The organism is Curtobacterium sp. Csp2, from assembly GCF_013347165.1.
In genome coordinates, this window is record NZ_CP054593.1 from 134,668 (window position 1) to 156,386 (window position 21,719).

25 protein-coding genes are annotated in these 21,719 nt (G+C 66.3%); 14 read left to right on the plus strand and 11 right to left on the minus strand.

Annotation, left to right across the window (positions count from 1 at the left end; translation table 11 throughout):
- Nucleotides 1–10: 10 nt before the first annotated feature.
- The 5 genes from HUN59_RS00625 to HUN59_RS00645 all read right to left on the minus strand — a co-directional run bounded on the left by HUN59_RS00625 (nucleotide 11) and on the right by HUN59_RS00645 (nucleotide 4,997).
- Nucleotides 11–2,278, minus strand: coding sequence for an ATP-binding protein (locus HUN59_RS00625; RefSeq protein WP_174777196.1), 2,268 nt, complete (start codon nucleotides 2,276–2,278; stop codon nucleotides 11–13).
- A 75-nt stretch (nucleotides 2,279–2,353) separates the two neighbouring features.
- Nucleotides 2,354–2,635, minus strand: coding sequence for a PHP domain-containing protein (locus tag HUN59_RS00630; protein WP_174777197.1), 282 nt, complete (start codon nucleotides 2,633–2,635; stop codon nucleotides 2,354–2,356).
- A gap of 645 nt (nucleotides 2,636–3,280) precedes the next feature.
- Nucleotides 3,281–3,862: a hypothetical protein gene (locus HUN59_RS00635; RefSeq protein WP_174777198.1), complete on the minus strand. Its 582-nt coding sequence runs from the start codon at nucleotides 3,860–3,862 to the stop codon at nucleotides 3,281–3,283.
- Nucleotides 3,863–4,186: 324 nt separating this feature from the next.
- Nucleotides 4,187–4,591, minus strand: coding sequence for a hypothetical protein (locus tag HUN59_RS00640; protein WP_174777199.1), 405 nt, complete (start codon nucleotides 4,589–4,591; stop codon nucleotides 4,187–4,189).
- A gap of 49 nt (nucleotides 4,592–4,640) precedes the next feature.
- Nucleotides 4,641–4,997 carry an ArsR/SmtB family transcription factor gene (locus tag HUN59_RS00645; protein ID WP_058724395.1) on the minus strand — a complete coding sequence of 119 codons (357 nt, stop codon included), beginning with the start codon at nucleotides 4,995–4,997 and terminating at the stop codon, nucleotides 4,641–4,643.
- Between the two features lie 110 nt (nucleotides 4,998–5,107).
- Between HUN59_RS00645 and HUN59_RS00650 the strand changes: the two genes are divergently transcribed.
- The 9 genes from HUN59_RS00650 to HUN59_RS00690 all read left to right on the plus strand — a co-directional run bounded on the left by HUN59_RS00650 (nucleotide 5,108) and on the right by HUN59_RS00690 (nucleotide 12,817).
- Nucleotides 5,108–6,496 carry an FAD-dependent oxidoreductase gene (locus HUN59_RS00650; RefSeq protein WP_174777200.1) on the plus strand — a complete coding sequence of 463 codons (1,389 nt, stop codon included), beginning with the start codon at nucleotides 5,108–5,110 and terminating at the stop codon, nucleotides 6,494–6,496.
- Nucleotides 6,496–7,899 (plus strand): arsenic transporter, encoded by a 1,404-nt coding sequence (locus tag HUN59_RS00655; protein WP_174777201.1) that lies wholly within the window; start codon nucleotides 6,496–6,498, stop codon nucleotides 7,897–7,899. The genes HUN59_RS00650 and HUN59_RS00655 overlap by 1 nt, the downstream gene beginning before the upstream one ends.
- Before the next feature lie 29 nt (nucleotides 7,900–7,928).
- The gene (locus HUN59_RS00660; protein ID WP_174777202.1) at nucleotides 7,929–8,345 is read left to right on the plus strand and encodes an arsenate reductase ArsC; all 417 of its coding nucleotides are present in this window, start codon (nucleotides 7,929–7,931) and stop codon (nucleotides 8,343–8,345) included.
- A gap of 21 nt (nucleotides 8,346–8,366) precedes the next feature.
- Nucleotides 8,367–9,764, plus strand: a complete 1,398-nt coding sequence (locus tag HUN59_RS00665; RefSeq protein WP_174777203.1) for an FAD-dependent oxidoreductase — start codon at nucleotides 8,367–8,369, stop codon at nucleotides 9,762–9,764.
- Nucleotides 9,765–9,775: 11 nt separating this feature from the next.
- Nucleotides 9,776–10,171, plus strand: coding sequence for an arsenate-mycothiol transferase ArsC (locus tag HUN59_RS00670; RefSeq protein WP_174777204.1), 396 nt, complete (start codon nucleotides 9,776–9,778; stop codon nucleotides 10,169–10,171).
- Entirely contained in the window at nucleotides 10,168–10,689 is a 522-nt protein-coding gene (locus tag HUN59_RS00675) for a GNAT family N-acetyltransferase (protein ID WP_174777205.1), read from the plus strand. Before HUN59_RS00670 ends, HUN59_RS00675 begins: the two co-directional genes overlap by 4 nt.
- Before the next feature lie 371 nt (nucleotides 10,690–11,060).
- The gene (locus tag HUN59_RS00680; RefSeq protein ID WP_174777206.1) at nucleotides 11,061–11,288 is read left to right on the plus strand and encodes a hypothetical protein; all 228 of its coding nucleotides are present in this window, start codon (nucleotides 11,061–11,063) and stop codon (nucleotides 11,286–11,288) included.
- A gap of 560 nt (nucleotides 11,289–11,848) precedes the next feature.
- Entirely contained in the window at nucleotides 11,849–12,061 is a 213-nt protein-coding gene (locus tag HUN59_RS00685) for a hypothetical protein (RefSeq protein ID WP_174777207.1), read from the plus strand.
- Between the two features lie 51 nt (nucleotides 12,062–12,112).
- Nucleotides 12,113–12,817, plus strand: coding sequence for a hypothetical protein (locus tag HUN59_RS00690; protein WP_174777208.1), 705 nt, complete (start codon nucleotides 12,113–12,115; stop codon nucleotides 12,815–12,817).
- Nucleotides 12,818–12,887: 70 nt separating this feature from the next.
- Here the strand turns inward: HUN59_RS00690 and HUN59_RS19280 are convergent, their stop codons facing one another.
- From HUN59_RS19280 to HUN59_RS00700, 3 genes are all read right to left on the minus strand, one after another.
- On the minus strand, nucleotides 12,888–13,211 hold the full coding sequence (locus HUN59_RS19280) for a hypothetical protein (RefSeq protein WP_217483596.1): 324 nt from the start codon (nucleotides 13,209–13,211) through the stop codon (nucleotides 12,888–12,890).
- 126 nt (nucleotides 13,212–13,337) lie between these two features.
- The gene (locus tag HUN59_RS19285; protein ID WP_217483597.1) at nucleotides 13,338–13,544 is read right to left on the minus strand and encodes an MBL fold metallo-hydrolase; all 207 of its coding nucleotides are present in this window, start codon (nucleotides 13,542–13,544) and stop codon (nucleotides 13,338–13,340) included.
- 35 nt (nucleotides 13,545–13,579) lie between these two features.
- Nucleotides 13,580–14,521: an aromatic alcohol reductase gene (locus HUN59_RS00700; protein WP_174777209.1), complete on the minus strand. Its 942-nt coding sequence runs from the start codon at nucleotides 14,519–14,521 to the stop codon at nucleotides 13,580–13,582.
- Between the two features lie 109 nt (nucleotides 14,522–14,630).
- On the opposite strand from HUN59_RS00700, the gene HUN59_RS00705 reads away from it, so the two are divergent.
- Both HUN59_RS00705 and HUN59_RS00710 read left to right on the plus strand, forming a co-directional pair.
- Entirely contained in the window at nucleotides 14,631–15,014 is a 384-nt protein-coding gene (locus HUN59_RS00705; protein ID WP_174777210.1) for a MerR family transcriptional regulator, read from the plus strand.
- Nucleotides 15,015–15,362: 348 nt separating this feature from the next.
- The gene (locus tag HUN59_RS00710) at nucleotides 15,363–15,899 is read left to right on the plus strand and encodes a flavin reductase family protein (RefSeq protein ID WP_217483598.1); all 537 of its coding nucleotides are present in this window, start codon (nucleotides 15,363–15,365) and stop codon (nucleotides 15,897–15,899) included.
- A 144-nt stretch (nucleotides 15,900–16,043) separates the two neighbouring features.
- Here HUN59_RS00710 and HUN59_RS00715 read toward each other — a convergent pair whose 3' ends face one another.
- Nucleotides 16,044–17,150, minus strand: a complete 1,107-nt coding sequence (locus HUN59_RS00715) for a phosphate ABC transporter substrate-binding protein PstS (protein WP_174777211.1) — start codon at nucleotides 17,148–17,150, stop codon at nucleotides 16,044–16,046.
- A gap of 266 nt (nucleotides 17,151–17,416) precedes the next feature.
- Here HUN59_RS00715 and HUN59_RS00720 point away from each other — a divergent pair, with 266 nt between their 5' ends.
- Both HUN59_RS00720 and HUN59_RS00725 read left to right on the plus strand, forming a co-directional pair.
- A complete protein-coding gene (locus tag HUN59_RS00720) occupies nucleotides 17,417–17,725 on the plus strand; it encodes a transposase (protein WP_174777212.1) in 309 nt (102 codons plus the stop codon).
- Nucleotides 17,726–18,092: 367 nt separating this feature from the next.
- On the plus strand, nucleotides 18,093–18,869 hold the full coding sequence (locus HUN59_RS00725) for a GNAT family N-acetyltransferase (protein ID WP_174777213.1): 777 nt from the start codon (nucleotides 18,093–18,095) through the stop codon (nucleotides 18,867–18,869).
- A gap of 340 nt (nucleotides 18,870–19,209) precedes the next feature.
- Here HUN59_RS00725 and HUN59_RS00730 read toward each other — a convergent pair whose 3' ends face one another.
- Together HUN59_RS00730 and HUN59_RS00735 are read right to left on the minus strand one after the other, a co-directional pair.
- Nucleotides 19,210–19,848 carry an NADPH-dependent F420 reductase gene (locus HUN59_RS00730; protein WP_058724531.1) on the minus strand — a complete coding sequence of 213 codons (639 nt, stop codon included), beginning with the start codon at nucleotides 19,846–19,848 and terminating at the stop codon, nucleotides 19,210–19,212.
- Nucleotides 19,849–19,901: 53 nt separating this feature from the next.
- A complete protein-coding gene (locus HUN59_RS00735; protein WP_058729312.1) occupies nucleotides 19,902–20,714 on the minus strand; it encodes an inositol monophosphatase family protein in 813 nt (270 codons plus the stop codon).
- 105 nt (nucleotides 20,715–20,819) lie between these two features.
- Between HUN59_RS00735 and HUN59_RS00740 the strand changes: the two genes are divergently transcribed.
- The gene (locus tag HUN59_RS00740) at nucleotides 20,820–21,713 is read left to right on the plus strand and encodes a LysR family transcriptional regulator (protein ID WP_058742216.1); all 894 of its coding nucleotides are present in this window, start codon (nucleotides 20,820–20,822) and stop codon (nucleotides 21,711–21,713) included.
- Nucleotides 21,714–21,719: the final 6 nt, after the last annotated feature.

The following is a 21,719-nucleotide window of genomic DNA, read 5'->3' on the forward strand; positions in this document are numbered from 1 at the left end:
GGCGCCGAATTCACGCGTTGATCGAGGCGCGGAGTTTCCGGGCGCGCCTGTCAAACGGCACCTTGCCTCCCTCGAGATGATGCAGCGCAAGCGTATTGACGTCGTGCCGTTCCAGCGATCCGCGAGCTTCGACCTCACCTCGCGTGGCCGTCGCTTTCATGGTCACCAGTTGCTCCGCGTCCGCGCTGACCACGAGTCCTGCGCTTCGGGTGGCGAACAAGTACTGGCGGGTGCCTCGGAGATCGCGGAGCCGATCGACAAGGTAGTCCTCGATCCATGGCGCGTGAAGGGCATCCTCGGGTTGGTCAACAAGAACGGGCGTGTCGCCGTCAGCAAGGAGGATGACCAAGACCGCGGTGCATTTTTGGCCGTGGGAGAGGTGTTCGATTGGAACGTAGTCGTCGCCTTCGGGCTTCTTGAATTTAACGTCTAGCTTGTCGGGGAGATCGACGATCTGCATTGCCAGGAGCTCCGACCATAGCGCCTTGTCGGCGATATTAGTCTGCAGTCGGGCGATGTCGGTCGCGTTAACGCCGTCTGGGAGCGGCCCCAGCAGTGAATGGTCGCCGGACCAGATCGCCCGAGCGAGCGAATACGGGTGGATCTTCTCGGAGATGGTGTCGAGGACTGGCCCCTGGAGATGCGACCCGACCTTGATCTCTTCCAAGCGGGCGCGGTACTCGGTGCGATCGGATCCGTTCGGCACATCCAGCTTGACGATCCCGGCGGTTTCCTTGTTCAGTACCTTGACGCGGCGGCGGCGCAGGTCACGTCGGTCATCACGGGCACCCTTCAGCTGCGTGAGGAGTCCTTCTCGCTCGACCAAGAGTCGGGTCAGTTCCGGTGCCGCGGAGTCGCTGAGGTCGTTGGCTGCGCTGTTCGCCAGCGTGAGCGCCGCCTGCACGGCCTGCAGCTCGGCCAAGAGGCTCGCCATGGTGCTTTGACCGGACTGTGCGAGCCGCTCCTGGAGCGTGTTCTCGAATGCGGCATAAGACCCGTCCAGTTCTTGCCGGACGGCGATGAGTTCGTCTAGCAGCGCCCTCCGCGCGGAGGCAGTATCCCTCCTGGCGCGTGTGATCGTAGTTTTGAATGCGGCTTGTTTCTGAGTCAACCTTCGGAAGGCTGCTTCGTGACCGTCGATTCGTGCGGCGGGTACCACCGGTGGGTCCGGGAGTTGGAGACTCCAGCCGTCGATCTCCGTGCGAAACGCAGACAGGTCAGAGCGCTCACTGGACCACTCTCGCTGCTCGTTGACAAGATCTTGATCGAAGAAACCGGAGAGTTCACTCTCGCGTGTAGTCAGGGTCGGGGCTGTCGACGACTTTTTGCCGAGGTCTTCGTACCGCTTCCGTGACTCGACGAGGTCCGTCGCGTTGGCGGCGAGGGCGGCCTCGGCAGCTTCGATTCGGCTGTCGATCTCGACGAGATCGATGTGCGCATCAACGAGTCCGACACGCCCCACGGGTTGGCGGGAGTACTCAAGGATCTCGCCCTGAGAGAAGGCGGCGATCGGCAGGATGAGAGCCGGGCCGCGTTCGATGGCAACCCACTCATCCCCCAGCCGTTGTGCGACTTCTGGCGCGGACGGCGTGGCGGTGAGCCGTCTACTGAACCGGTACGTCTCACCTCCCACAGACGCGGTCACATGCACCGTCGTTCCGACACCGAGAGCGAGCGAGAGGCGGAGGTCGACTTCTTCGCGGATGGCGGCAAACGCCGCGGCGTCCACCTGCTGGTCGACGGCGAAGCGGATGCTCTCAAGTACAAGGGACTTCCCGGCGCCCGTACCTCCGAGCAGACAGTTCAGGTCTGGGCTCAGGTCGATGATCGTACCGCCGAGAAAGCCGGCGGTGATCTCCACCCGCTCGATGGTCGGTTGCGCCTCCGACGCGGTTGGGTCGACCGTACGGATTCGCAGTCCCGGGTCTTCGAGTGCGTAGCGGACGCCGAGGAGATCCGGGCGGGCCGCTTTGTACCAGGTGCGACGGTGCCCGATTCCCGAGAGCGCGTGGTGGCCCAGTTCGGCGCTGAAAGTGTCAGAGTGCCGCACCATTGCTGGCGTACGGCTGTCGCCGAGTTTGGCCACGACCGTCGCCACCGTCTCGGCGCGAACGTATTCGAACCCGGCGATGTGGGGGTGCGCGAGGAGCTCATTCACATAGGTCTGTACCTGCTGGCGTAGCAGGCCGCGCTCTTTGTCAATGTGGGCCGCGATCGCGAGACCGTTCGCGGCCTCAATCTGCGTTGCGCAGTCCCCCATCCCGTACGCCGCGGTCACGTTAGTTGCGCCGAAGTCGCCGCGGCTGATGCCGAGCTTGAGGAGAACGTCCTCAATCTGCTGAGCGGGGGTGCCCTATTCCCAGATCCCGAGCAGGTGTCCCTCGCGAGTGCTGAGCTCAACCCCGGGGAGGACAACGAGAGGTGTGTCGCGCGCGGCATCGGACATGCGATCACACCACGCGGCGGTGTTGTGGTCTGTCACGGCGATCGCTGCGAGTCCCTGGTCGAGCGCCGCCTGAACGACATCTTCCGGAGTGCCGTAGTGCGCGTCGTCGGCGTCTTGCGAGCCAGGGGTGTGGACGTGAAGGTCGACAGCCCAGAATTGGGCCCAGCTCTCGTCGACGTGCTCCGTCACGATGTTCTCCCCCAGTTCGGTGCGCTTGAGTGCTCAAACCGCTTCTTAATCCCCCTAAACGAGGACTTCCTAAGTAGAGCACGAACCTGGCGGGAACGACAAGTCCGAAACTACTGTCGGTGCTTCAACCGGATGGCTACTCGCCCGAGGAAATGGTCCTCCCTGATGACATGAACCATCTGCAAGGCGGAAGATGACACGACGATCAGATCGACGCCATGAGGTTCCCGCCTACCTACCTGCGCCGACGTTTGTGCCAATACTGGAGCACTCAGCGATTTCACCCTCGGCCTGAGCTTCGACGTCGATGCACATCTCGAATCCCTGCGGATTTCGAAAGATGTTGTGCACGGCGCAGGATCAGCTCGTTGCCCGCTTCGGACCTGGTTTCTTCGAGTCTTCTACTCGACCGGTCCCGAGAGATCAATAACTCAGGCGCACTCGCTCACTCGGCTGGCCAGCTAGATAATGAGTCAGGTCGCCCGCAAAGTGTCTTATCCACCTGGCAAAGGACCTGTCCTCAAATTCGGAAGTGAACATATTAGTTGACGGCCCCGCCGGTGTTCCTCAATGCAACTGACTACGCGGCGGCGTGACCGCTACGCACCTTGGTGCTCGCATAGAGTGATACACCCCTACTCTGCATCAAGAGAGCCCAGCGCTCAGGTCGTCTCGCCGAACTGCGCGTTGTCGATGCTCAATACTGACTCCGTCAGTGAACAGGTTGATGAGGACCAGTAGATAAGCCTCGTACCATGCATCTGCGATCTGTTCAGCGCGGCGGATGCGCTGGAGATCCTGCTCGGCGAAGCTGATGAGCTCGGGATGTTCGTCTTCGTCGACCGGTTCGTAGGTGGCAGCATCCAACCATCGACGTTCGTCTGCTTGCCAGATCAGGCCAACCCAGTCGTCTTCTTCGCCGGACAGGGGCTCAAAGTCGAACTGCCAGTTGTCAGCCCATGCCTTTCCAGTCGAGCAAGCGGCGTAGCCGTCGGGTTGCGGCGTCTCGTCCGGAATTGGTTCGTGGGGGTACCGCATGATCGTGTTTCCGTATGCCGCGTAAAACAGGACCTCACCGGTCAGCAGGGCGTCGACAACCGATTGATGTTTACCTCTGCTGGCGAGGTCGCCGCGGAACATCCTTTGCGCCGTGTCCGCTTGCTTCTGCCAGTGGTCCCATGCCTCCTCGGGCCCGGCAGTGTCTCGCCGGGTGGCTCGATCGTCCACGTGGTTCGGTTCCCGAGGACCCATGTCAGAGTGGCCCGTTGAGTCGCATCGGGTTGGAACCGCAACATCTCTGGCCCGTTCTCCTCGCCGGCGACGGTCAGGCGGGGAGCGTTGAAGTGACGGCGGACTGCAGAGTGGTCGACCTGATGCGATGGCCATTGATAGCGGATCTCTAGCACTACCGTGGCCACGCGAACCTCCTCACGCGACGTAGTACTGATCGCTGACTCAGCGTGCCGTCTCTGTGCACGGGCGCGGTAGTAGTGATCGCCGCCAGGATCCCACGCCTTAGCGCTTTGCTGGACGCGGGTTTCGATCGTTCGATCAGAATTGGATGTAGCCGTTCCAAGCTGCCTTTGCCTTTGCTTCGTCCTCACCGAAGATGTCAGGGTCAACTGGGAAGTGCTCGTTCCGGAAGTGGTCCAGCTCCAGCTGCGCACGATCTCGGAGTGTCGCTCGGTCCTCATCAGGATGTCCCAGAGCAAGCATGGCGGTGCGCCGCTCGATGACGGCATCCCACAGTTGTCGTCGGCTGACTTCCGCGATCAGTTGCGAAGCAACGAGCATCGAGTTGAACTCAAGCGACCCAGCGAATCGGTCCATCAAGGTGACGAGGTCCCTGTCCTTCACCTCGGTGAACACCTTCGGCTGCTTGCGTTGCTCCTCCATCATCCAACGGATCCGTGCACGGGCGTCCGCGATTGGGTTGGATTCTTGCTCGTCGGTCATGTCTTCATCCTCACCGTGCGGAGGCTTCGTCGCGAGGCGAGTTTGGTGATCAGCGGGTGGGTGAGGTGAGCAGTGCCGCGACCGACTCGAGGGCACCGGGGACGAGGGAGAAGTAGGCCCAAGTGCCGCGCTTCTCCCGGTGCAGGATGCCGGCGTCGACGAGCACCTTGAGGTGGTGCGAGACGGTCGGCTGGGACAGCCCGAGCGGTTCCTGCAGGTCGCAGACGCATGCTTCCGCACCCTCGTGCGCGGCCACCATCGAGATCAGTCGGAGCCGCGCCGGGTCCGCGATCGCCTTCAACGACTTCGCCAGGACCTCCGCGGACTCCTGCGTCATCGCTTCGGTGGTGACGGGCGAGCAGCATGCGGTGACGTCCTGGATGGGGAGCAGCTCGATCGTCGTCATCACCCCATCATCCCACGTCCTTCGATGCACGTCTATATTTGCGCTCATCGATATCGACGTGCTTCGATGTCGCTGCTCGCCTTCCGATCGATCTGTAGAGGACCGACCCGATGACTCACCTTGTTGCCGTTGGTGGCAGTGACGCCGGCATTGCCGCGGCGCTGCGCGCCCGTGAGCTCGACCCGTCGACCGATGTGACCGTGGTCCTCGCCGACGAGTTCCCGAACTTCTCCATCTGTGGCATCCCCTACTGGGTCTCCGGCGACGTCGCCACGGAAGCGTCCCTCGCGCACCGCACCCGCGCCGACCTCGAAGCCGCCGGGATTACTGTCCGCTCCTCGACGTGGGCTTCCGCCGTCGACATCGACCGCCGGCTGCTGAGTGTCACCGGCCCGGCCGGCGATGAGCAGATCGGGTACGACGAGCTGCTGATCGGGACCGGTGCGGAGCCGGTCCGCCCGGCCGGGATCCCGTTCGGTGAGCCCGGGATTCACTTGCTGCACTCGATGACCGACGCCGAGCAGGTGGTCGCCGCCTTGGAGCTCCTGCCGGCCGGAAGCCGCGTCGCCGTCGTCGGCGCCGGCTACATCGGCCTCGAGATGACCGAGGGGCTCGTCGCCCGCGGCTTCGAGACGACGCTGATTCAGCGCGGACCGGAAGTGCTCTCCACCCTCGACCCGGAACTCGGGTCCCTAGTCACCGAGGAGGTCCGCCGGCACGGCGCGACGGTGCTGACCGGTGCGACCGTCACCGGAATCACCCCGGCGGGCGGCGGGCAGTGGAGCGTCGCGACCAGCTCCACGTCTGGTGACGCCGCCGAAACGTTCGCGCTCGTGGTGGTCTGTGTCGGGGTACGGCCATTGACGGATCTCGCGGCCGCGGCCGGTGCGCGACTCGGCCAGGCTGGCGCGATCGTCGTCGACGAGCAGATGCGCACCGGGGTGCCGCACGTGTGGGCGGCAGGTGACTGCGTCGTGACACACCACCGGCTCCTCGGCACGACCTGGCTGCCGCTCGGGACGACCGCGCACAAGCAGGGCCGCGTCGCGGGCGAGAACATGCTCGGCGGATCCCGGAAGTTCGCCGGTTCGGTGGGGACGCAGGTGGTGAAGGTGTTCGACCTCGTCGCCGCGCGTACCGGCCTCCGCCACCACGAAACCGCCCCGCTGGACGTGTCGCCGCTGACGCGTGTGACGGTCGCGGATGACCACAAGCGGTACTACCCGGGTGCGGTGCCGTTGACGATCAGCGTCACTGGCGACCACACGTCCGGCAAGCTCCTCGGCGCGCAGATCGTCGGGGAACGGTCCGCGGAGATCAGCAAGCGCATCGACACCTTCGCCACCGCCCTCCACGCCGGCTTCACCGTCCACGACGTGATCGATCTCGACCTCTCCTACACGCCGCCGCTCGGGTCCCCGTGGGATGCGGTGCAGGTCGCCGCGCAGGGCTGGGAACGCGCCGCCGCGGCAGCGAACCAGGCCGGGGTGAGCGGCTGATGGTGCTGGCGGTCGTCGCTGCGGCGATCTTTGTCGCGACGCTCGTGGTGGTGATCTGGCAGCCCAAGGGCTTCCCGATCGGCTACACCGCCCTCATCGGCGCGGTCTTCGCCCTCGCGACCACGGTGGTGGTGCTCGGTGATGTGCCGACGGTGGTCGGGATCGTGTGGAACGCAACGCTGACGTTCGTCGCAGTGGTGCTGATCTCGTTGATCCTCGACGAGGCAGGGTTCTTCGAGTGGGCCGCCCTCCACGTAGCCAGGTGGGGTCGCGGGAACGGTCGGCTGCTGTTCGTGCTGATCGTCGGACTCGGCGCGGTCATCGCGGCCGTGTTCGCCAACGACGGGGCCGCGCTGATTCTCACCCCGATCGTCGTCGGGATGCTCCGCGCCTTGAACATGCCGGCGAAGGCGGCGCTGGGGTTCATCCTCGCCACCGGGTTCATCGCCGACACCGGCAGCCTGCCGCTGGTGGTGTCGAACCTGGTCAACATCGTCTCCGCCGACTACTTCGGCCTCGGATTCGCCGAGTACGCCGCCGTCATGGTGCCCGTCGGCATCGTGTCCGTGCTGGCGTCCCTCGGGATGCTGCTGGCGTACTTCGGCCGGTCGATCCCGAAGCGGTACGACGTTCTCGCCCTCACCCCGCCCGCCGCCGCGGTGAAGGACCGAGCGACGTTCCGCGCCGGATGGGTGGTCCTCGCCGTGCTGCTGGTCGGCTACTTCGCCGCCGACCCGCTCGGGGTGCCCCTCGCCGCGGTCGCTGGTGTCGGCGCGGTCGTGATCGTTCTCGTCGCTGCCCGGCAACCCGCATTCCTCTTCGTCCGTCAGGCTGCGTCCCCGGTCCTCGTCACGACCGGTGGCACCGCCACCGTCACCGGCGGCAGTGGTGGCACCGTTGGCGGGTCGGGGCGGGTGATTCCGGTGTGGAAGACGATCCGGGAGGCGCCGTGGCAGATCGTGCTGTTCTCGATCGGCATGTACCTCGTCGTGTACGGGCTGCAGAACCAGGGCCTCACCGACTACCTCGCCCGCCTGTTCGACGTGTTCGGGGACCACGGGGTCCTCGTCACCGCGCTCGGGGTCGGGTTCGTGATCGCGATCCTCGCGTCGCTGATGAACAACATGCCGACCGTCCTCATCGCCGCCCTCGCGATCGGCGGAGCCGGAGCGACCGGCCTGACCCACGAAGTGATGATCTACGCCAACGTCATCGGCTCCGACCTCGGCCCGAAGATCACACCGATCGGGTCGTTGGCAACGCTGCTGTGGTTGCACGTGCTCGACCGGAAGGGCATCCACATCGGCTGGGGGCAGTACTTCCGCACCGGCATCGTCCTGACCGTCCCCGTCCTCGCCGTCACCCTGACAGCCCTCGCCGGCTGGCTCACCCTCATCCGATGACCACGACCACCCCTACCGAAAGCACCGCCATGACCGCGACCCCAACGATCCTGTTCGTCTGCGTCCACAACGCCGGGCGTTCCCAGATGGCTGCCGGCTACGCCCAGGCCCTCGGCGGCGACCACGTGCAGGTCCTCTCCGCGGGCAGTGAGCCGAAGGACCAGATCAACCCCGTCGCGATCGAAGCAATGGCGGAGGACGGCATCGACATCGCCGCGAATCGGCCGAAGATCCTCACCACCGACGCCGTCCGCGACTCCGACGCCGTCATCACCATGGGCTGCGGCGACGCGTGCCCGATCTTCCCCGGCAAGCGGTACGAGGACTGGGACCTCACCGACCCCGCCGGGAAGGGCATCGACGACGTCCGCCCGATCCGCGACGAGATCAAGACCCGCGTGCAAGCGCTCCTGGCCGAGCTGCTGCCCACCGAAGCATCCGCCTAACCACCGGAAGGACCACCCCCCATGACGCTCACCCTCACCGTCCCACCCCGGGCCGACGCGGACCGCTTGACCGGGCTGCCCGTCGCCGTCATCGGCGCCGGCCCCGTCGGGCTCGCAGCCGCCGCGCACCTGCTCGAGCAGGGCCTGCCCGCCGTCGTCTACGAAGCCGGCGACCAGGTCGGCACGTCCGTCCGGGCGTGGGGGCACACCAGGCTGTTCTCCCCGTGGCGGTACGTCATCAATGAGGCGGCCCGCCGCCTCCTCGAACCCACCGGCTGGACCGTGCCCCGCCGGTCGTCGCTGCCGACTGGGCACGACCTCGTCGCCCAGTACCTCGAACCCCTCGCCCAGACGCCGGAGCTGGCACCGGCGATCCGGTACGGGGTCCACGTGGAGGCGGTGTCCCGGCAAGGCATGGACCGCACCCGTTCCGCCGGCCGCGCCGACACCCCGTTCCTCCTCCGCCTCCACACCGCGGACGGCGTCGAGGACGTCACCGCCCGCGCCGTCGTCGACACCTCCGGCACGTACACGTCCCCGAACCCGCTCACCGCCGCCGGCCTCGCCCCCGCAGCGAACCTCGGCGACCGCATCGTGCACGCCCTCCCCGACGTGCTCGGCGCGGACCGGGCACGATTCGCCGGGAAGCGGGTCCTCGTCGTCGGCGCCGGCCACTCGGCAGCGAATACGCTCATCAAGCTCGCCGCCCTCGCCAAGGACGAAGCCGGCACGACGCTGCTGTGGGCGATCCGAAACGCCGGTACCGCCCGCCTCGGCGCGGACGCTGCCGACGGGCTCGCCGCACGCGGGCAGCTCGGCTCGAACGTGCACGGCCTCGTCGAGTCCGGGCACATCGAGCAGCTTGCCTCGTTCGAGATCGACGACGTCCGCCCGAACGGCGACCAGGTCACCGTCACCGGCCGCCGTGCCGGGGATCCGTTCACCGTCACGGTCGACGTTGTGGTGAACGCCACCGGGTTCCGGCCCGACCTCGACATGCTCCGCGAGATCCGCTTGGGCCTCGACGACATTGTCGAAGCACCCCGCGCGCTCGCGCCACTGATCGACCCGAACCTGCACTCCTGCGGGTCCGTCCCCCCGCACGGTGTCGTGGAGCTGGCGCACCCGGAACCGAACTTCTTCATCGCCGGGATGAAGTCCTACGGCCGCGCCCCCACGTTCCTGCTCCTCACCGGCTACGAGCAGGTCCGCTCCATCGCCGCGGAACTCGCCGGCGACCACCAGGCCGCCCGCGACGTGCAGCTCGTCCTCCCCGAGACCGGCGTCTGCACAACCGACATCGGCGGCTCATCCTCCTGCGACGTCCCCACGACGACCGCAGTGTCCGAGGGGTCGTCGTGCTGCGCCGCACCCGCCCCGGCCGCTCTGCCCGCCAGCAGCTCCTGCTGCACGAACTGAACCGGCCCGACATGACCGACAAGCCCACCGTGCTGTTCATCTGCCAGCACAACGCCGGCCGCTCCCAACTCGGCGCAGCCCTCCTCGAACTCGCAACCCCAGACCGCTACACCGCCACCTCCGCCGGCATCGCTCCCGCCGACGAGGTGAACCCGTCGATCGCCGCGACCGTCGCGGAACTCGGCCTCGACATCAGCAACCGAACCCCGCGGAAGGTCACCCCAGAACTGCTGGATCAGGCCGACGTCGTCGTGCTGATGAAGCCCGGCCTCGACCTGCCCGCGACACCTCGCGGGAAGGTGTTGCAGTGGTCGTTCCCGGACCCGGACTCCTGGTCCCCCGACGACGTCCGCCCCATGCGCAACGCCGTCGCCGCCCGCATCCAGGACGAGCTCCTGCACCCATGACCGACAACACCCCGGTCACCGTTCGGCCGATGACCGCCGCCGACTGGCCCAGTGTCGAGACGATCTACCGAGAGGGCATCGCAACCGGAAACGCAACGTTCGAGGCGGAACCGCCAAGCTGGGAAGCATTCGACGCCGGCAAGCTGCCCGAGCACCGGTTCGTCGCCGTCGCCGGCGACGAGGTCCTCGGCTGGGTGGCGGTCTCCCCGACCTCCACCCGGCCGGTGTATCGGGGCGTCGTCGAGCACTCGGTGTACGTCGCCGCCACAGCGCGCGGCCGCGGCGTCGGACACCTGCTCCTCGACGCGCTCATTGCGTCGACGGAGGCCGCTGGGATCTGGACCATCCAGTCCGGGATCTTCCCCGAGAACACCGCCTCCCGAGCCCTCCACGGCCGCCACGGGTTCCGCGAACTCGGCACCCGAGAACGCATCGGCCTCATGACGTTCGGGCCGTGGGCCGGACAGTGGCGCGACAACGTCCTCGTCGAACGCCGAAGCCCGCACGTCGGCTCCTGAGCGGGATCGGCACGCCCCGATCCGCATGCTTGCAAGTATGTTCCAAAACCCGCTATGCTGTGGCGTGCGTAGTCAGTGCGCGCAAAAAGCCAGTCCATTGGACTGGCTTTCGTCATGTCTGGCCCGAACCGTAGGCTGGAACCGCTCGAGACGACTCTGCCCTCAGCGCAGCACCCGAGCACCACGAACAGGCCGGTCCCGTCAGGGCCGGCCTTCTCCATGCCCTCAACGCGGGAGCACGCAGCAAGCCGCTCGCTCCACGCATAGGGGTACTACGCGCCCCCATCGGGCGCTTGCGTCGATTTCCGGCGCTCTAGACCCCCGCCCACGACGGGCGGGCTGGCCATACGGCCAAACCCGAAGGAGGCAACATGCTCATCACCGACACCACGGTGGACATGCTGACAGCCTTCGGCGGCTCCATCCTGACCGGCGTCATCACGGTCGCCCTCGCCGTGCTCGGCTTCCTCCTGCGCAAGCAGGTCGTGGAGCTGGTCAAGCACATCGTGGACGTCGTCGACGACCGCACGCTGGCCAAGGACCCCGAGCGGGCACGCATCGTCGCGGAACTGCGACGAGCCCGCCGCGGGAAGAAGTAGCCGCCGAAAAAACGCCAATCCTCATTCGGGAAGGGGAGCTCTGCCCGCAAACGTCTCGATTGGGGTGCCCTCAATGAGAATCAGGCGGTTGGCTGACGTCTCGATAGGTAATGGTCTACCGAACGTCGCTACTTTCAGCGAAGCACGCCGGAGCTCACCCTCGGACTTCCCCGACACGGTCGAACACAGGTACGATGAAGGTGGCCAAGCAGACTGACACGGGATGCTGAAGCCAGTCGCCCTCACGGGCACGTCCGCCACGGACACCGGTGAACGCCGTGCGTTTGCCATCCGGGTTTAGGAGCGCCATGACGCCCCCGGAGTTGTACGCCGATTACGGACCCTGCCGTGCAGGAGCCGGACCCCCTCGGTACCGCTGCGAGCTCACGAGCTGAGAGCGGAAGGCCAGGACCTCCGTCGGAGGCTGAGTAAGGAACCTGCGTTTCATGCTCGGCCTCCGACATCACCGGTCGTCCTCGCCGGCACTACCAGTTGAGTTCGTAACGCTGACCTGATCGGCGCCGACACGCAGGGGTCAGCGTCCGGTTGTGGAGGCGAGCATGAACTTCTGGTCGATGCTCACGGCAATCGCGCCCTATATCCCCGCGGCGATCGCGTCGGTCGCGATCCTGCTGTCGCGACAGACGGTGATGATCGGGATCTTCGGACTCATGGCGGTGCTCTTCGCGTCCGACCGGGCCGCCCGGGCAGAGGCCGCTCAGCGCGTCGTGGATCGGCTGTCGGCGACCAGGCGGAACGGCAAGGGTGGCTGATCGTGTCGGGGGGCCTCGCTACCCTGCGAACACAAGAGATGGGGCGAGAACATGCCTGATGCTTACGACTACCCGGTCGCGCTGTCACGGCTGGGCGACGGTGACTCCCGTGACGCGCAGAACGCAAGAGCCCTGTCCTGGATCGCAGCGCAAGGCCAAGCACCTCTGATCGTCGTCACACCGCGACGAGACGTCCCTGCCGGCTGGCTGAAGCGCGCGGTGAACGCCCCTGGAACAACGCACCTCACGTGGCGCGGCCTCTCCATCGGTTCCCTGTCCGGGCGCCGGGTCGTCCATGCGTGGCCAGACCGGCAGCACTTGAACGACCTGTGGGACGCCGACGCCGCTGCACTGGTCGTCATCGAATGGGGTGAGTCGTCCACCGCCGACTGGATTGTGGAAGCATCTCCTGATCTCCTCCTGCCGAACGGAACGACGGCAGCGGCCTCAAAGCCCAGTGTCGAGCCCGTGAGTCTTCCCGACGATGTGGATGCCATCCTGCAGAGCGTCGCGAGCTGGTCGGCCGGCTACTCGAGCGGCCTGAAGTGGAATGAAGAGGACAAGCTCAAGGCCGACATGATGAACCGGCCCGCGCGATGGCAAGGCGTCACGGTCGATCAGCTGCGCGCGAGGTGCCGCGAGCTGGGCATGAAGCCGAACGATATCGACACGATCGCTGACTTCCTGCAACGCAGGAAGGAAGGGCGCCGCTTCAACGTGCGAACCTCTTTCCGCAACTTCCACTGGGGAGACTGATTCTCCTGAGCAAGGACCAGGCTCGGGCGGGTCGAGTCGGGTGCGCTCGGATCGTTCAATAGCCGCTCGGCTATCGAACGTTTCGTTCGAGCCGAACCGGTATCCCCTCTTCGAGGATCTCGAGCGGCGACGGGGTTAGCGGGTCGATGAACTGCGTGAGGAACTGCTTGCCCACGTCGGTGAGGAGGGCATCGTGGATCTGGATCGCACGCTCCGGGTGGGTGGCACGGATGAAGTCGATGATGCGGTCGAGGTGCGCGAAGGGCCCGGACATCGGCACCAGCAGCGTCCGCACCGGCTGCTGCGGGACGAAGTAGGAGTCTCCCGGGTGGTAGACGTTGTCGTCGATGACGTAGCCGACATTGCTGGACTCAGGCAGGTCGGGATGAATCATCTCGTGGCGGCCGCCGACGACGACGACGACGACGATGAACTCCGCAAGCGATCCGTGATCGCCCGGTGCGACAACGCGGACACGACCGTCGGCGGCCGGCAGCTGTGTGGCGACGGCTGCTGGCGCTCAGACGAGCAGTTCCGGCTGGCTGTCGAGGGCGGCGGCGATGAGGTCGATGTCGGCATGGTCGGGGTGTTCGTGGGTGACGAGCACACCGTCAGCGTCACGGATCAGCTCCGCAGCCGACGCCGTGAACGTGCCTGGGTCGACCAGGAGGGTCGCGCCGTCCTTTTCGAGGACGACAATGGGGTGGGTGTACTTCCGGAGGATCATCGGATGCTCACTGTTCACTGTTCTGTCTCTTGAGCTCAGGAGGCGAGGTTGCTGCCGATCCAGTCCGGCAGGTTCGTCGTGGGGATGCCTCGGCGGGCGTTGAACGTGTCGGCCTTGTCCCACGCGACGCCGCGGCCTTGGGAGAACACGGCACGGTACTTGCGGGTCATGTTGTCCGGGTCCGCGCGGAGTTCGTCCATGAGCTGCGGCTCGGACCACACCTGCAGAGTGAACGGCCGGCCGAGGACGCTCTGCAGGGTGTCGGCGAGGCGGCCGTAAGTGATGGTGTCCCCAGCGACGTAGACGATCTCGTTCCGGATGCGGGGCTCGGTGAACAGGATCTCCGCGGTGAGCGCGCCGATGTCTTCCGGGGTGGTGACGGTGACAGCGGTGTCCACAGTCCCGAGGGCGTTCACGGTGTCGTTCGGGAGGTCGACCATCCCGGAGTCGGCGTCGAAGAGGTAGTTCATGAACATGCCGGTGGAGATGATCACCCACTCCGTGTCCTGCTGGGAGCGGAGCAGGTCGCGGACGTCGAGCTGGGAGTCGAAGATGTCCTGGGGGCTGCCACGGCCGATGACGTCGAAGTCGACTCCGAACTGCCACGGGAAGTACCGCGGCAGCTCCGCGGCAAGCGCGGCCTGTGCGACCTTCATCGGGGTGTCGAGGCCCGCGGTGATGCCGGTGCAGCCGATCACGGTGTCGTAGTCGCGGAAGATCGCTGCGAGGTCCTCGATGGTGCTCTGCACCAGGTCGCCGCGGACGATGCCGATGCCGAGCTGGCGGATCTCGGCGACGTCGCGCTGCTTCGCCGGCGAGGTCGAGTCGATCGTCGTGCCCCGCAGGAGCACGTCGACCGAGGACCCTGCGACGTCTGCCGCGCGGCGGACGACGTTGCGGAGGACGGGCATCCCGAGTTCACCCGCTCCGATGACGAGGATCTTCCGTGACGTGCCGTCCCAGTTGCGCGCTGACATGTGCGTCCTTTCCCTCGACTCCCGCCGTTCGGGGCCGAGCACGCAGAAGAGGCTAAACTTTGACATCACTGTCAAGGTCAAGCCTGACGAGCGGAAGGGGCACCACACGATGAAGATCAGCGATGCAGCGGAAGCGGTCGGCGCTCCGGCACGGATGCTGCGGTACTACGAGCAGCAGGGCCTCATCGAAGCGTCCCGGTCATCGAACGGGTACCGCGACTACACGGACGAGCAGGTCGAGCACGCCCGCCACGTCCGCGCACTCGTGGAGGCTGGCCTGTCGACCCGGATGATCAAGATCGTCCTCGACATCGAAGCACCCGAGCCCGGACCACGAGAATCCCCTGCCGGCCGTGCTGCAGCGGAAGAACTCGCCCGGGAACTGCGGGTCGTGGAAAACCGCATCGTGTGCCTGCAGAAGAGCCGCGAGGCCGTCACCGACTACCTGCTGCGCTCCGAGCACGCTGACCTCCTCGACATGGCCCACGTCTGACCCGGTGCCCCCCCCGGGGGGGGGGGCTCGACTCCGGGCGCCGATAGGGCATCGACCCCACTGGCCCGCCGGCTCTCTCCACGGCATCGGATGATCGTCAGCGCGCACGGCACCGAACGCCGCGTGCAGCTACCGCGGGGCGAGGACTGCAGTTGGTTCCCGATTTGACCTTGACAATGATGTCAATGTTTACGCTGACGGGCGTGCCTGACGAAGCGGCTTCGCAACGGCCGCAGTCGCCACCGAGCAGACACTTCTTAGCCGGCCTGCACAGTCTGAGCCCCGTGTCGCGCGACCGACTCGCGCCGGCCACGGCAAGCACGTACACGAGAAGGAAAATCGCCTGAGATGAGCACCATGAAAGACCTGACCGCCCGCGAGTTCGGCTACGGGCACCCTATGCCGCTCTTCATGATCGGCACTTACGACGAGGCCGGCCGGGTGAACTTCATGAACTCCCACTGGGGTGCGCTGAACCACGGCGGCTACATCAACCTCAACATCAACACCAACAAGAAGACCCATCGAAACATCGAAGCGATGGGCGCGTTCACGGTGACGCTTGCCACGGAAAAACTGATGCCGTACGCCGACTTCTTTGGCACCTACTCGGGCTTCCAGGTGCCGGAGAAGTTCGCCAAGACGGGCCTGACGGTCCAGAAGGCCAAGCACGTCAACGCGCCGATCATCGATGGCAGCACGATGGTCATCGAATGCGAGTTGGTCGAGGTGCTCTACGAGAAGCACATCCACACGGTGATCGGACGCGTCGCCAACGTCTCCGTCGATGAAGCGATACTCGGCGCGGACGGTCGAGTCGATGCCGGGAAGTTGGGCATGATCTTCTTCGATTCGTTCAGCCGGGGATACTTCACGCCTTCCTGATCCCACCGAATCGGTATCACACTGATCGAGAATCTGCTAGCCGCACGCTCGTAGACCGGAGTGCGCTCGACGGCATCGTCGGGAGGATAAGGAAGGAGCACGGCCCGTTGGCGGGCCGTGCTCCTTCCTGCACGTCGGTTGCTGCTACTTGATGGAGGCGACGGCCTTCGCGGCCTTCTCCGACAGGTCGGAGGAGAGGGCGGCAGACTTGGCCTCCTTCGCGGCGGCCTCCTGCGCGTCCTGCGTGACGACGTAGTCGAGGTAGCCCTTCACGAGCGCACCCTTGTCGGCGTCCTTGTACTCCTGGCAGGCGATCGCGTAGGAGACCAGGACCAGCGGCCACGCACCCTCGGCGGTGTCCTTGCGGTCGATGTCGATCGCCACGTCGTTGGCTTCACGACCGGTCTCGAGCTCCGAGTCAGAAACGACCTTGGCAGCACCCTCGGCCGAGATCTCGGTGGCCTTGTCGCCGACCATGAGCTTCGCCTTGTCGAGGTCACCGGCGCCGGAGTCGTCGATGTAGGTGATCGCGTTCGAGGCGGTGGCCATGGTCGAGGCGATGCCCGAGGTGCCCTTCGCACTGTCGCCGACGGAGTACGGGAAGGTCTGACTGGGCTCCTCGGTCCAGACGTCCGGCGCGTTCACGTTGAGGTACTGACTGAAGTTGTACGTGGTGCCCGAGTCGTCGTTGCGATGCACGACGGTGATGTTCGTGTCCGGCAGGTCGACGCCCTTGTTCAGGTCGGCGATCTCGGAGGCGTTCCACTTGGTGATCTTGCCCGAGAAGATGCCCGCGATGGCCTTCGCGTCGAGCGTCAGGTCGGAGACGCCCTCGACCTTGTAGGCGATGGCGATCGGGGAGATGTACACCGGAATGTCGATGGCCTTGTCCGTGCACAGGTCGAACGAGCCCGAGAGCTCCTCGTCCTTCAGCGCGGCGTCGGAGCCGGCGAAGTCCGCGGCACCCGAGATGAAGTTCTTGCGGCCGGCACCGGAGCCGTCCGGCGAGTAGTTGACCGTCACGCCGGAGGCGACGTTCTGGAAGTTCGCAGCCCACACACCCTGAGCGGTCTGCTGGGTGCTCGCACCGGAGCCGGTCAGCGTGCCCGAGAGCTTCGAGTAGTCGGTACCGGAGCTCGAGGTCGGCGCAGCGGTGTCGCCGCTGCCGCTCTCGTTCGCCGCGCAGGAGGACAGCACGACGGCGCCGGCGATCGCGATCGCTGCGATCGAACCGATTCGCTTGATATTCACAGGGGTCCCTTCGGGGGCATAAGTAGGAAAGTCGCCCGGCAGACGCCAGCACCGGCGAACCCTGCCGCGCGACGAAACAAAATTAAGTGGGCCTCATGGCTCGAATGTGAACGAGCGGGAAACTACAGGATCACACGCTGCCGTGCTCTCAGACCCGTATGAACGGAAGCAACCCGTGAAGGGCACCATGACGCTTGGGGGACTGATGTCGGTTCGGTTGACTCCTGACCTGTGGGGACGTGGTCCTCGCTGGAAGGATGTCGATCATGGCGAAGCCCTATCCGGAGGAGTTCCGACGCGACGTGATCGCGGTCGCTCGTCGCGGTGAGATCCCGTTGACGCAGGTCGCGAAGGACTTCGGCATCTCCGAGGGGACTGTGACGAACTGGCTACGCCGAGCGGACATCGACGACGGGATCCAGTCCGGGCCCACGACGACCGAGAACGTCGAGCTGCGAGAGCTGCGGAAACGGAACCGGCTGCTGGAGCAGGAGAACGGAACGAGATCCTCCGCCGTGCCGCTGCGTATCTGTCCCAAGCGCACTTCCCAAAATGATGTACCCGCTGGTCCGTGAACTGGCCGCCGACCGGATCCCGGTCGCGATGACCTGCCGGGTGCTGGGCTTTCGGTCGGCAGGACGACGTCGTCGGCTACGAAGACGGGCTCGCACTCCGGGACCACATCCGCGAGGGAGCTTCCTCGTCCTCGACGGTGCCGGACACAACGTGCACCTCGAGCAACCCGGCATCACCAACGCCCTGGTCCGCGACTGGCTCGCACAGATCGACCGCTAGCCGATCGATAACCGGAACCACTGCGGCGACACGGTTGCGACACAGCCAGTGGAATCACTGGTGCTCCCAACCCCACCGGTATGTCAGCGTCGACCATGACGGGACACCCCACTCGTCGATCACCACCCACCCGGCCCATGGAGCACCATGATCACCCCATTGTCGATCCAGTCCCCCGCCCAGGCCGACGTCTTCGAGCGCATCAAAGCGATGCGACTCGTCGCCGAGCATGCGGAAGGTGGCTGGTTCGTTGGTGACGAAGAACTCGGCGCGGTCTTCACCGGAGCCGGGACGATCACCGCGAACGGCTTGGTCACCGCCCGCGCAGACGTGCGCGTCGACGACCTGAAACAGCTCCGGCGGCGACTGAGCCCGGACCAGGCGCTCCAAAGCATCCAAGTCGGGACGGACGCCTCGGCTGAGCAGACCGAATGGGCTGCAGCGCTCGGGTTCACGCGCGCCGGAGGGATCCCCACGATGACTATGGATCTCCGCGAAGCCGCGGAGTTCCTCGAGCACCCATTCCGCGTCCGGCGCGCGGAGCGGAGCGATAGCGTCGCGATGGCTCAGTGCATCGCCGACGGCTTCGAGCTCGACACCCTCGCCGAGAGCGCCCCGTTCGCGAACGCCGCACTCCTGGCCCGTCCCGAGGTGACCGGCATCGTCGTCGAGTCAGCCAGCGGCGAGATCATTTCGGCAGGCATGTCCACCCAGACCACGCCCGATGTCGTCGGCCTGTACACGATCGCGACCCGCCCCGAACACCGACGACAGGGCCACGGCGCAGCCGTGACACGAGCGCTGATGGCCGCCGCTCGGGAGCAAGGTGCGTCCGTTGCGTACCTTCAGGCGAGCCCCCAGGGAGCGCCGGTCTACTCCCGCATCGGGTTCACCCACGACTCCACACGGACCTACATGTTCTGACAACCGGCGCACGAATCGACCGGCGCCGTATCGGTACCTGCGTCGACCGCAGCACCAGCAGTCGTGTCCGATAGCCGAGCCTTGAGGTTCAGGTGGCCGTTGCAACACCAGCGTGATTCGCGGTGTTGCAAATGGAGTCCAGGCTGGAGCAGCGTGGCCGGGAGGCGGGCTTTCTGGGTGTTCCGTTTCGGCTTGAGTGGATTGAGAGCCTCCATCAGCCGTGGGGTGGGACAGCTCCTCGGTGCTCTTCTCCGAAGTGAGGACAACCGGGCAACCCTTCGATGAGCCCGAGACTGCCGCAGGTTCCCATGTCAAGCAGCCAATCGGGCATCGGAACGGTTCAGCGGGCGACGGTGAGTGCGAAGGGTACGAACCCGAGTGCGCCGAGGAGGCTGGGCACCATGAGTGCCATGGCTTCGGTACCGCGGGCGGTGCTGATCCCACCGAGGTCGAGAATCCAGTCGTCATCCCACCCGAGGTCCTGCAGGACGGTCCGGACGAGCCGCTTCGCGTCGACGTCATCGCCGGAGACGAACGCGGTAGGTGGGGCCGTGAGGTTCCCTGGAGCGGTCATGACCGAGAACAGCATCGTGTTCAGGGTCTTGACGACCTTTGTGTCGGGCAGGGCATCCTGCAGGAGCTCGCCGAGGCTGACGTCGGGGTAGAGGAGCCCGCCGGGGAGACCGTCGGTGCTGCGGACTGTGGCGTTGGAGACGTCGAGGAGCACCTTGCCGGCGAGAGCGTCACGGTGGCCCACGAGCCGTTCCAGGGTCGTGTCACCCGGGGTTGCGTTGACGATGAGGTCGCTGGTCTCGATCGCCGTCGCGACGTCCGAGGCGAGGACGTCGTGCTGGGCGGTGCCGGGGTTACGGACACCGAGCGTGACCTCGTGGCCGGCGGCCGCGAGTCCGGTTGCGAGGGTGCTGCCAACCCGGCCTGAGCCGAGGACGGCGATGGTGATGCTGCTGGTGGTGGTCATGCGGACTCCTGGAAGTGGAAGTGGAAGTGGAAGTGGTTCGGTGGGTAGGGGTGTCAGCGGAGGACTGCGGCGATGCTCGGCGCGAGGCCAGGGGTGGTGGCGATGAAGTCGGGGCTGGTGAGCGTCCACGGGATGCCGGTGGTGTCGATGACGGCGCCGTGGGCTTCCTGCACGAGCAGGGCGCCGGCGAGAAGGCCGGAGCGGACCTGGCCGTACTGCCAGAACGCGTCGGTGTGCCCGGCGGCGACCTGGACGAGCTGCAGGGTCGCCGGGACCGTGGCTGAGACGAGCAGCGCCGCGTCGAGCATCCGATCAATGGATCCGCTCATTAGACGGCGCACCTCGGGGGCTTCGCCGGGCTTGGCCTGCCCGGTGCCGACGAGCGCCGCGGCGAGGTCGGACTTGGCCGACACTGTGATCGGAGACCCGTTCAGGAAGGCGCCCCCGCCACGGACGGCGGTGAACGTCTGGCCGAGTGCGGGCAGGAACACTGCGGTGATGACGGGGACGTCGTCGCGGACGAGGGTCGCGGTGACGCCCCAGTTCGCTCCGCCGTGGATGTGGTTCACGTTGCCCTCGGCAGCGTCCGCGACCCACCACTCGCCGGCACCGAGGCCGCCGTGACCTTCCTCGTCGTCGTCCCACCGTGCCTCCGGGCGGAGCTGCTCGAGCGCTGGGCGGAGCACTGCGGTGGACGCGTCGTCGTTGTCGCCGATCGCTGCCAGGAGTGCGTCGCGGTCCTCGACGCGGTTCGCCGTCGAGAACCGGTCGAGCAGGACGGTACCGGCCTCGGTGACGGCGGCGACAAGGCCCTCGAGCAGTGCCGAGTCGTCGGTGGTCTGGACGGATGCAGTGGTCTCGTTCATGGGTTGTTCTCCCTTGTCGCGACGGGTGTCGTCGCTCTGGTGGCAACGGTAGGAGTGCTCTCACCTGCGCACAAATACAATCCGTGCACGTGTAAATTGCGTTTCGTGCAACTTGATCTGAACCTGCTGACCGCGTTGGATGCGTTGCTGGAAGAGGAAAGCGTGACCGGCGCCGCGGATCGGCTGCATCTCTCCGCGCCTGCGATGAGCCGCACACTCGGCCGGATCCGCCGCGCGACGGGGGACCAGATTCTCGTCCGCACGGGCCGAGTGATGCGGCCCACCCCTCGGGCGCTCGCGCTCCGGGACGAGGTGCGGGCACTGGTGCTGCGGAGTGCTGCTGTCCTCGCGCCGGAGCGAGAGTTGCACCTCGGAACTCTGCAGCGGACGTTCACGGTGCGGGCCCACGACGCTCTGACTACGGCGCTGGCGCCCGTGCTCACACAGCAGGTCTCGTCGAGTGCGCCCGGGGTGCGGGTGCGGTTCCTCGGCGAAGCGTCCGGCGAGGACAACGACCTCGGACGAGGCGTTGTCGATCTCCAAATCGGGTCGTCCGCTCCGACGTCCTCAGCGATCGACCACGACGCCGCCGGTGCGGACGAACTCGTCGGGGTCGCTCGATCTGGTCACCCGATCCTCACGGCACCCGTCGACCTCGACCGGTGGGTCGCCGCGTCACACGTGATCGTGTCCCGCCGCGGGCGACTGCGAGACCGCATCGACGAACACCTGGAGTCGATCGGCAGGTCCCGCACGGTGGTGGCGTCACTGGCTGCCACGGGAGCGGCGGTCGAGGTGGTCCGTGCCACCGACACGCTCGCAGTCCTGCCGGCATCCGTCGCCGCGCAACTCGGCGCCGACGTGGCGCAGTTCCGCCTCCCGATCGACCTGCCGCCGATTCCGATCATCCTCGCCTGGCACCGTCAATTCACCGCCGACATCGGCCATCAGTGGTTCCGAGCCCTCAGCCGTGACGCCCTGCTCACGAATGGCGGTTAGCCCTCT

Excerpts from the sequence above, each read along its gene's own strand:
- HUN59_RS00640 (WP_174777199.1), bottom strand. The coding sequence starts at position 4,591 with ATGACCGACGAGCAAGAATCCAACCCAATCGCGGACGCCCGTGCACGG.
- HUN59_RS00645 (WP_058724395.1), bottom strand. The coding sequence starts at position 4,997 with ATGACGACGATCGAGCTGCTCCCCATCCAGGACGTCACCGCATGCTGC.
- HUN59_RS00650 (WP_174777200.1), top strand. The coding sequence starts at position 5,108 with ATGACTCACCTTGTTGCCGTTGGTGGCAGTGACGCCGGCATTGCCGCG.
- HUN59_RS00655 (WP_174777201.1), top strand. The coding sequence starts at position 6,496 with ATGGTGCTGGCGGTCGTCGCTGCGGCGATCTTTGTCGCGACGCTCGTG.
- HUN59_RS00660 (WP_174777202.1), top strand. The coding sequence starts at position 7,929 with ATGACCGCGACCCCAACGATCCTGTTCGTCTGCGTCCACAACGCCGGG.
- HUN59_RS00665 (WP_174777203.1), top strand. The coding sequence starts at position 8,367 with ATGACGCTCACCCTCACCGTCCCACCCCGGGCCGACGCGGACCGCTTG.
- HUN59_RS00670 (WP_174777204.1), top strand. The coding sequence starts at position 9,776 with ATGACCGACAAGCCCACCGTGCTGTTCATCTGCCAGCACAACGCCGGC.
- HUN59_RS00675 (WP_174777205.1), top strand. The coding sequence starts at position 10,168 with ATGACCGACAACACCCCGGTCACCGTTCGGCCGATGACCGCCGCCGAC.
- HUN59_RS00680 (WP_174777206.1), top strand. The coding sequence starts at position 11,061 with ATGCTCATCACCGACACCACGGTGGACATGCTGACAGCCTTCGGCGGC.
- HUN59_RS00685 (WP_174777207.1), top strand. The coding sequence starts at position 11,849 with ATGAACTTCTGGTCGATGCTCACGGCAATCGCGCCCTATATCCCCGCG.
- HUN59_RS00690 (WP_174777208.1), top strand. The coding sequence starts at position 12,113 with ATGCCTGATGCTTACGACTACCCGGTCGCGCTGTCACGGCTGGGCGAC.
- HUN59_RS19280 (WP_217483596.1), bottom strand. The coding sequence starts at position 13,211 with ATGATTCATCCCGACCTGCCTGAGTCCAGCAATGTCGGCTACGTCATC.
- HUN59_RS19285 (WP_217483597.1), bottom strand. The coding sequence starts at position 13,544 with ATGATCCTCCGGAAGTACACCCACCCCATTGTCGTCCTCGAAAAGGAC.
- HUN59_RS00700 (WP_174777209.1), bottom strand. The coding sequence starts at position 14,521 with ATGTCAGCGCGCAACTGGGACGGCACGTCACGGAAGATCCTCGTCATC.
- HUN59_RS00705 (WP_174777210.1), top strand. The coding sequence starts at position 14,631 with ATGAAGATCAGCGATGCAGCGGAAGCGGTCGGCGCTCCGGCACGGATG.
- HUN59_RS00710 (WP_217483598.1), top strand. The coding sequence starts at position 15,363 with ATGAGCACCATGAAAGACCTGACCGCCCGCGAGTTCGGCTACGGGCAC.
- HUN59_RS00720 (WP_174777212.1), top strand. The coding sequence starts at position 17,417 with ATGGCGAAGCCCTATCCGGAGGAGTTCCGACGCGACGTGATCGCGGTC.
- HUN59_RS00725 (WP_174777213.1), top strand. The coding sequence starts at position 18,093 with ATGATCACCCCATTGTCGATCCAGTCCCCCGCCCAGGCCGACGTCTTC.
- HUN59_RS00730 (WP_058724531.1), bottom strand. The coding sequence starts at position 19,848 with ATGACCACCACCAGCAGCATCACCATCGCCGTCCTCGGCTCAGGCCGG.
- HUN59_RS00735 (WP_058729312.1), bottom strand. The coding sequence starts at position 20,714 with ATGAACGAGACCACTGCATCCGTCCAGACCACCGACGACTCGGCACTG.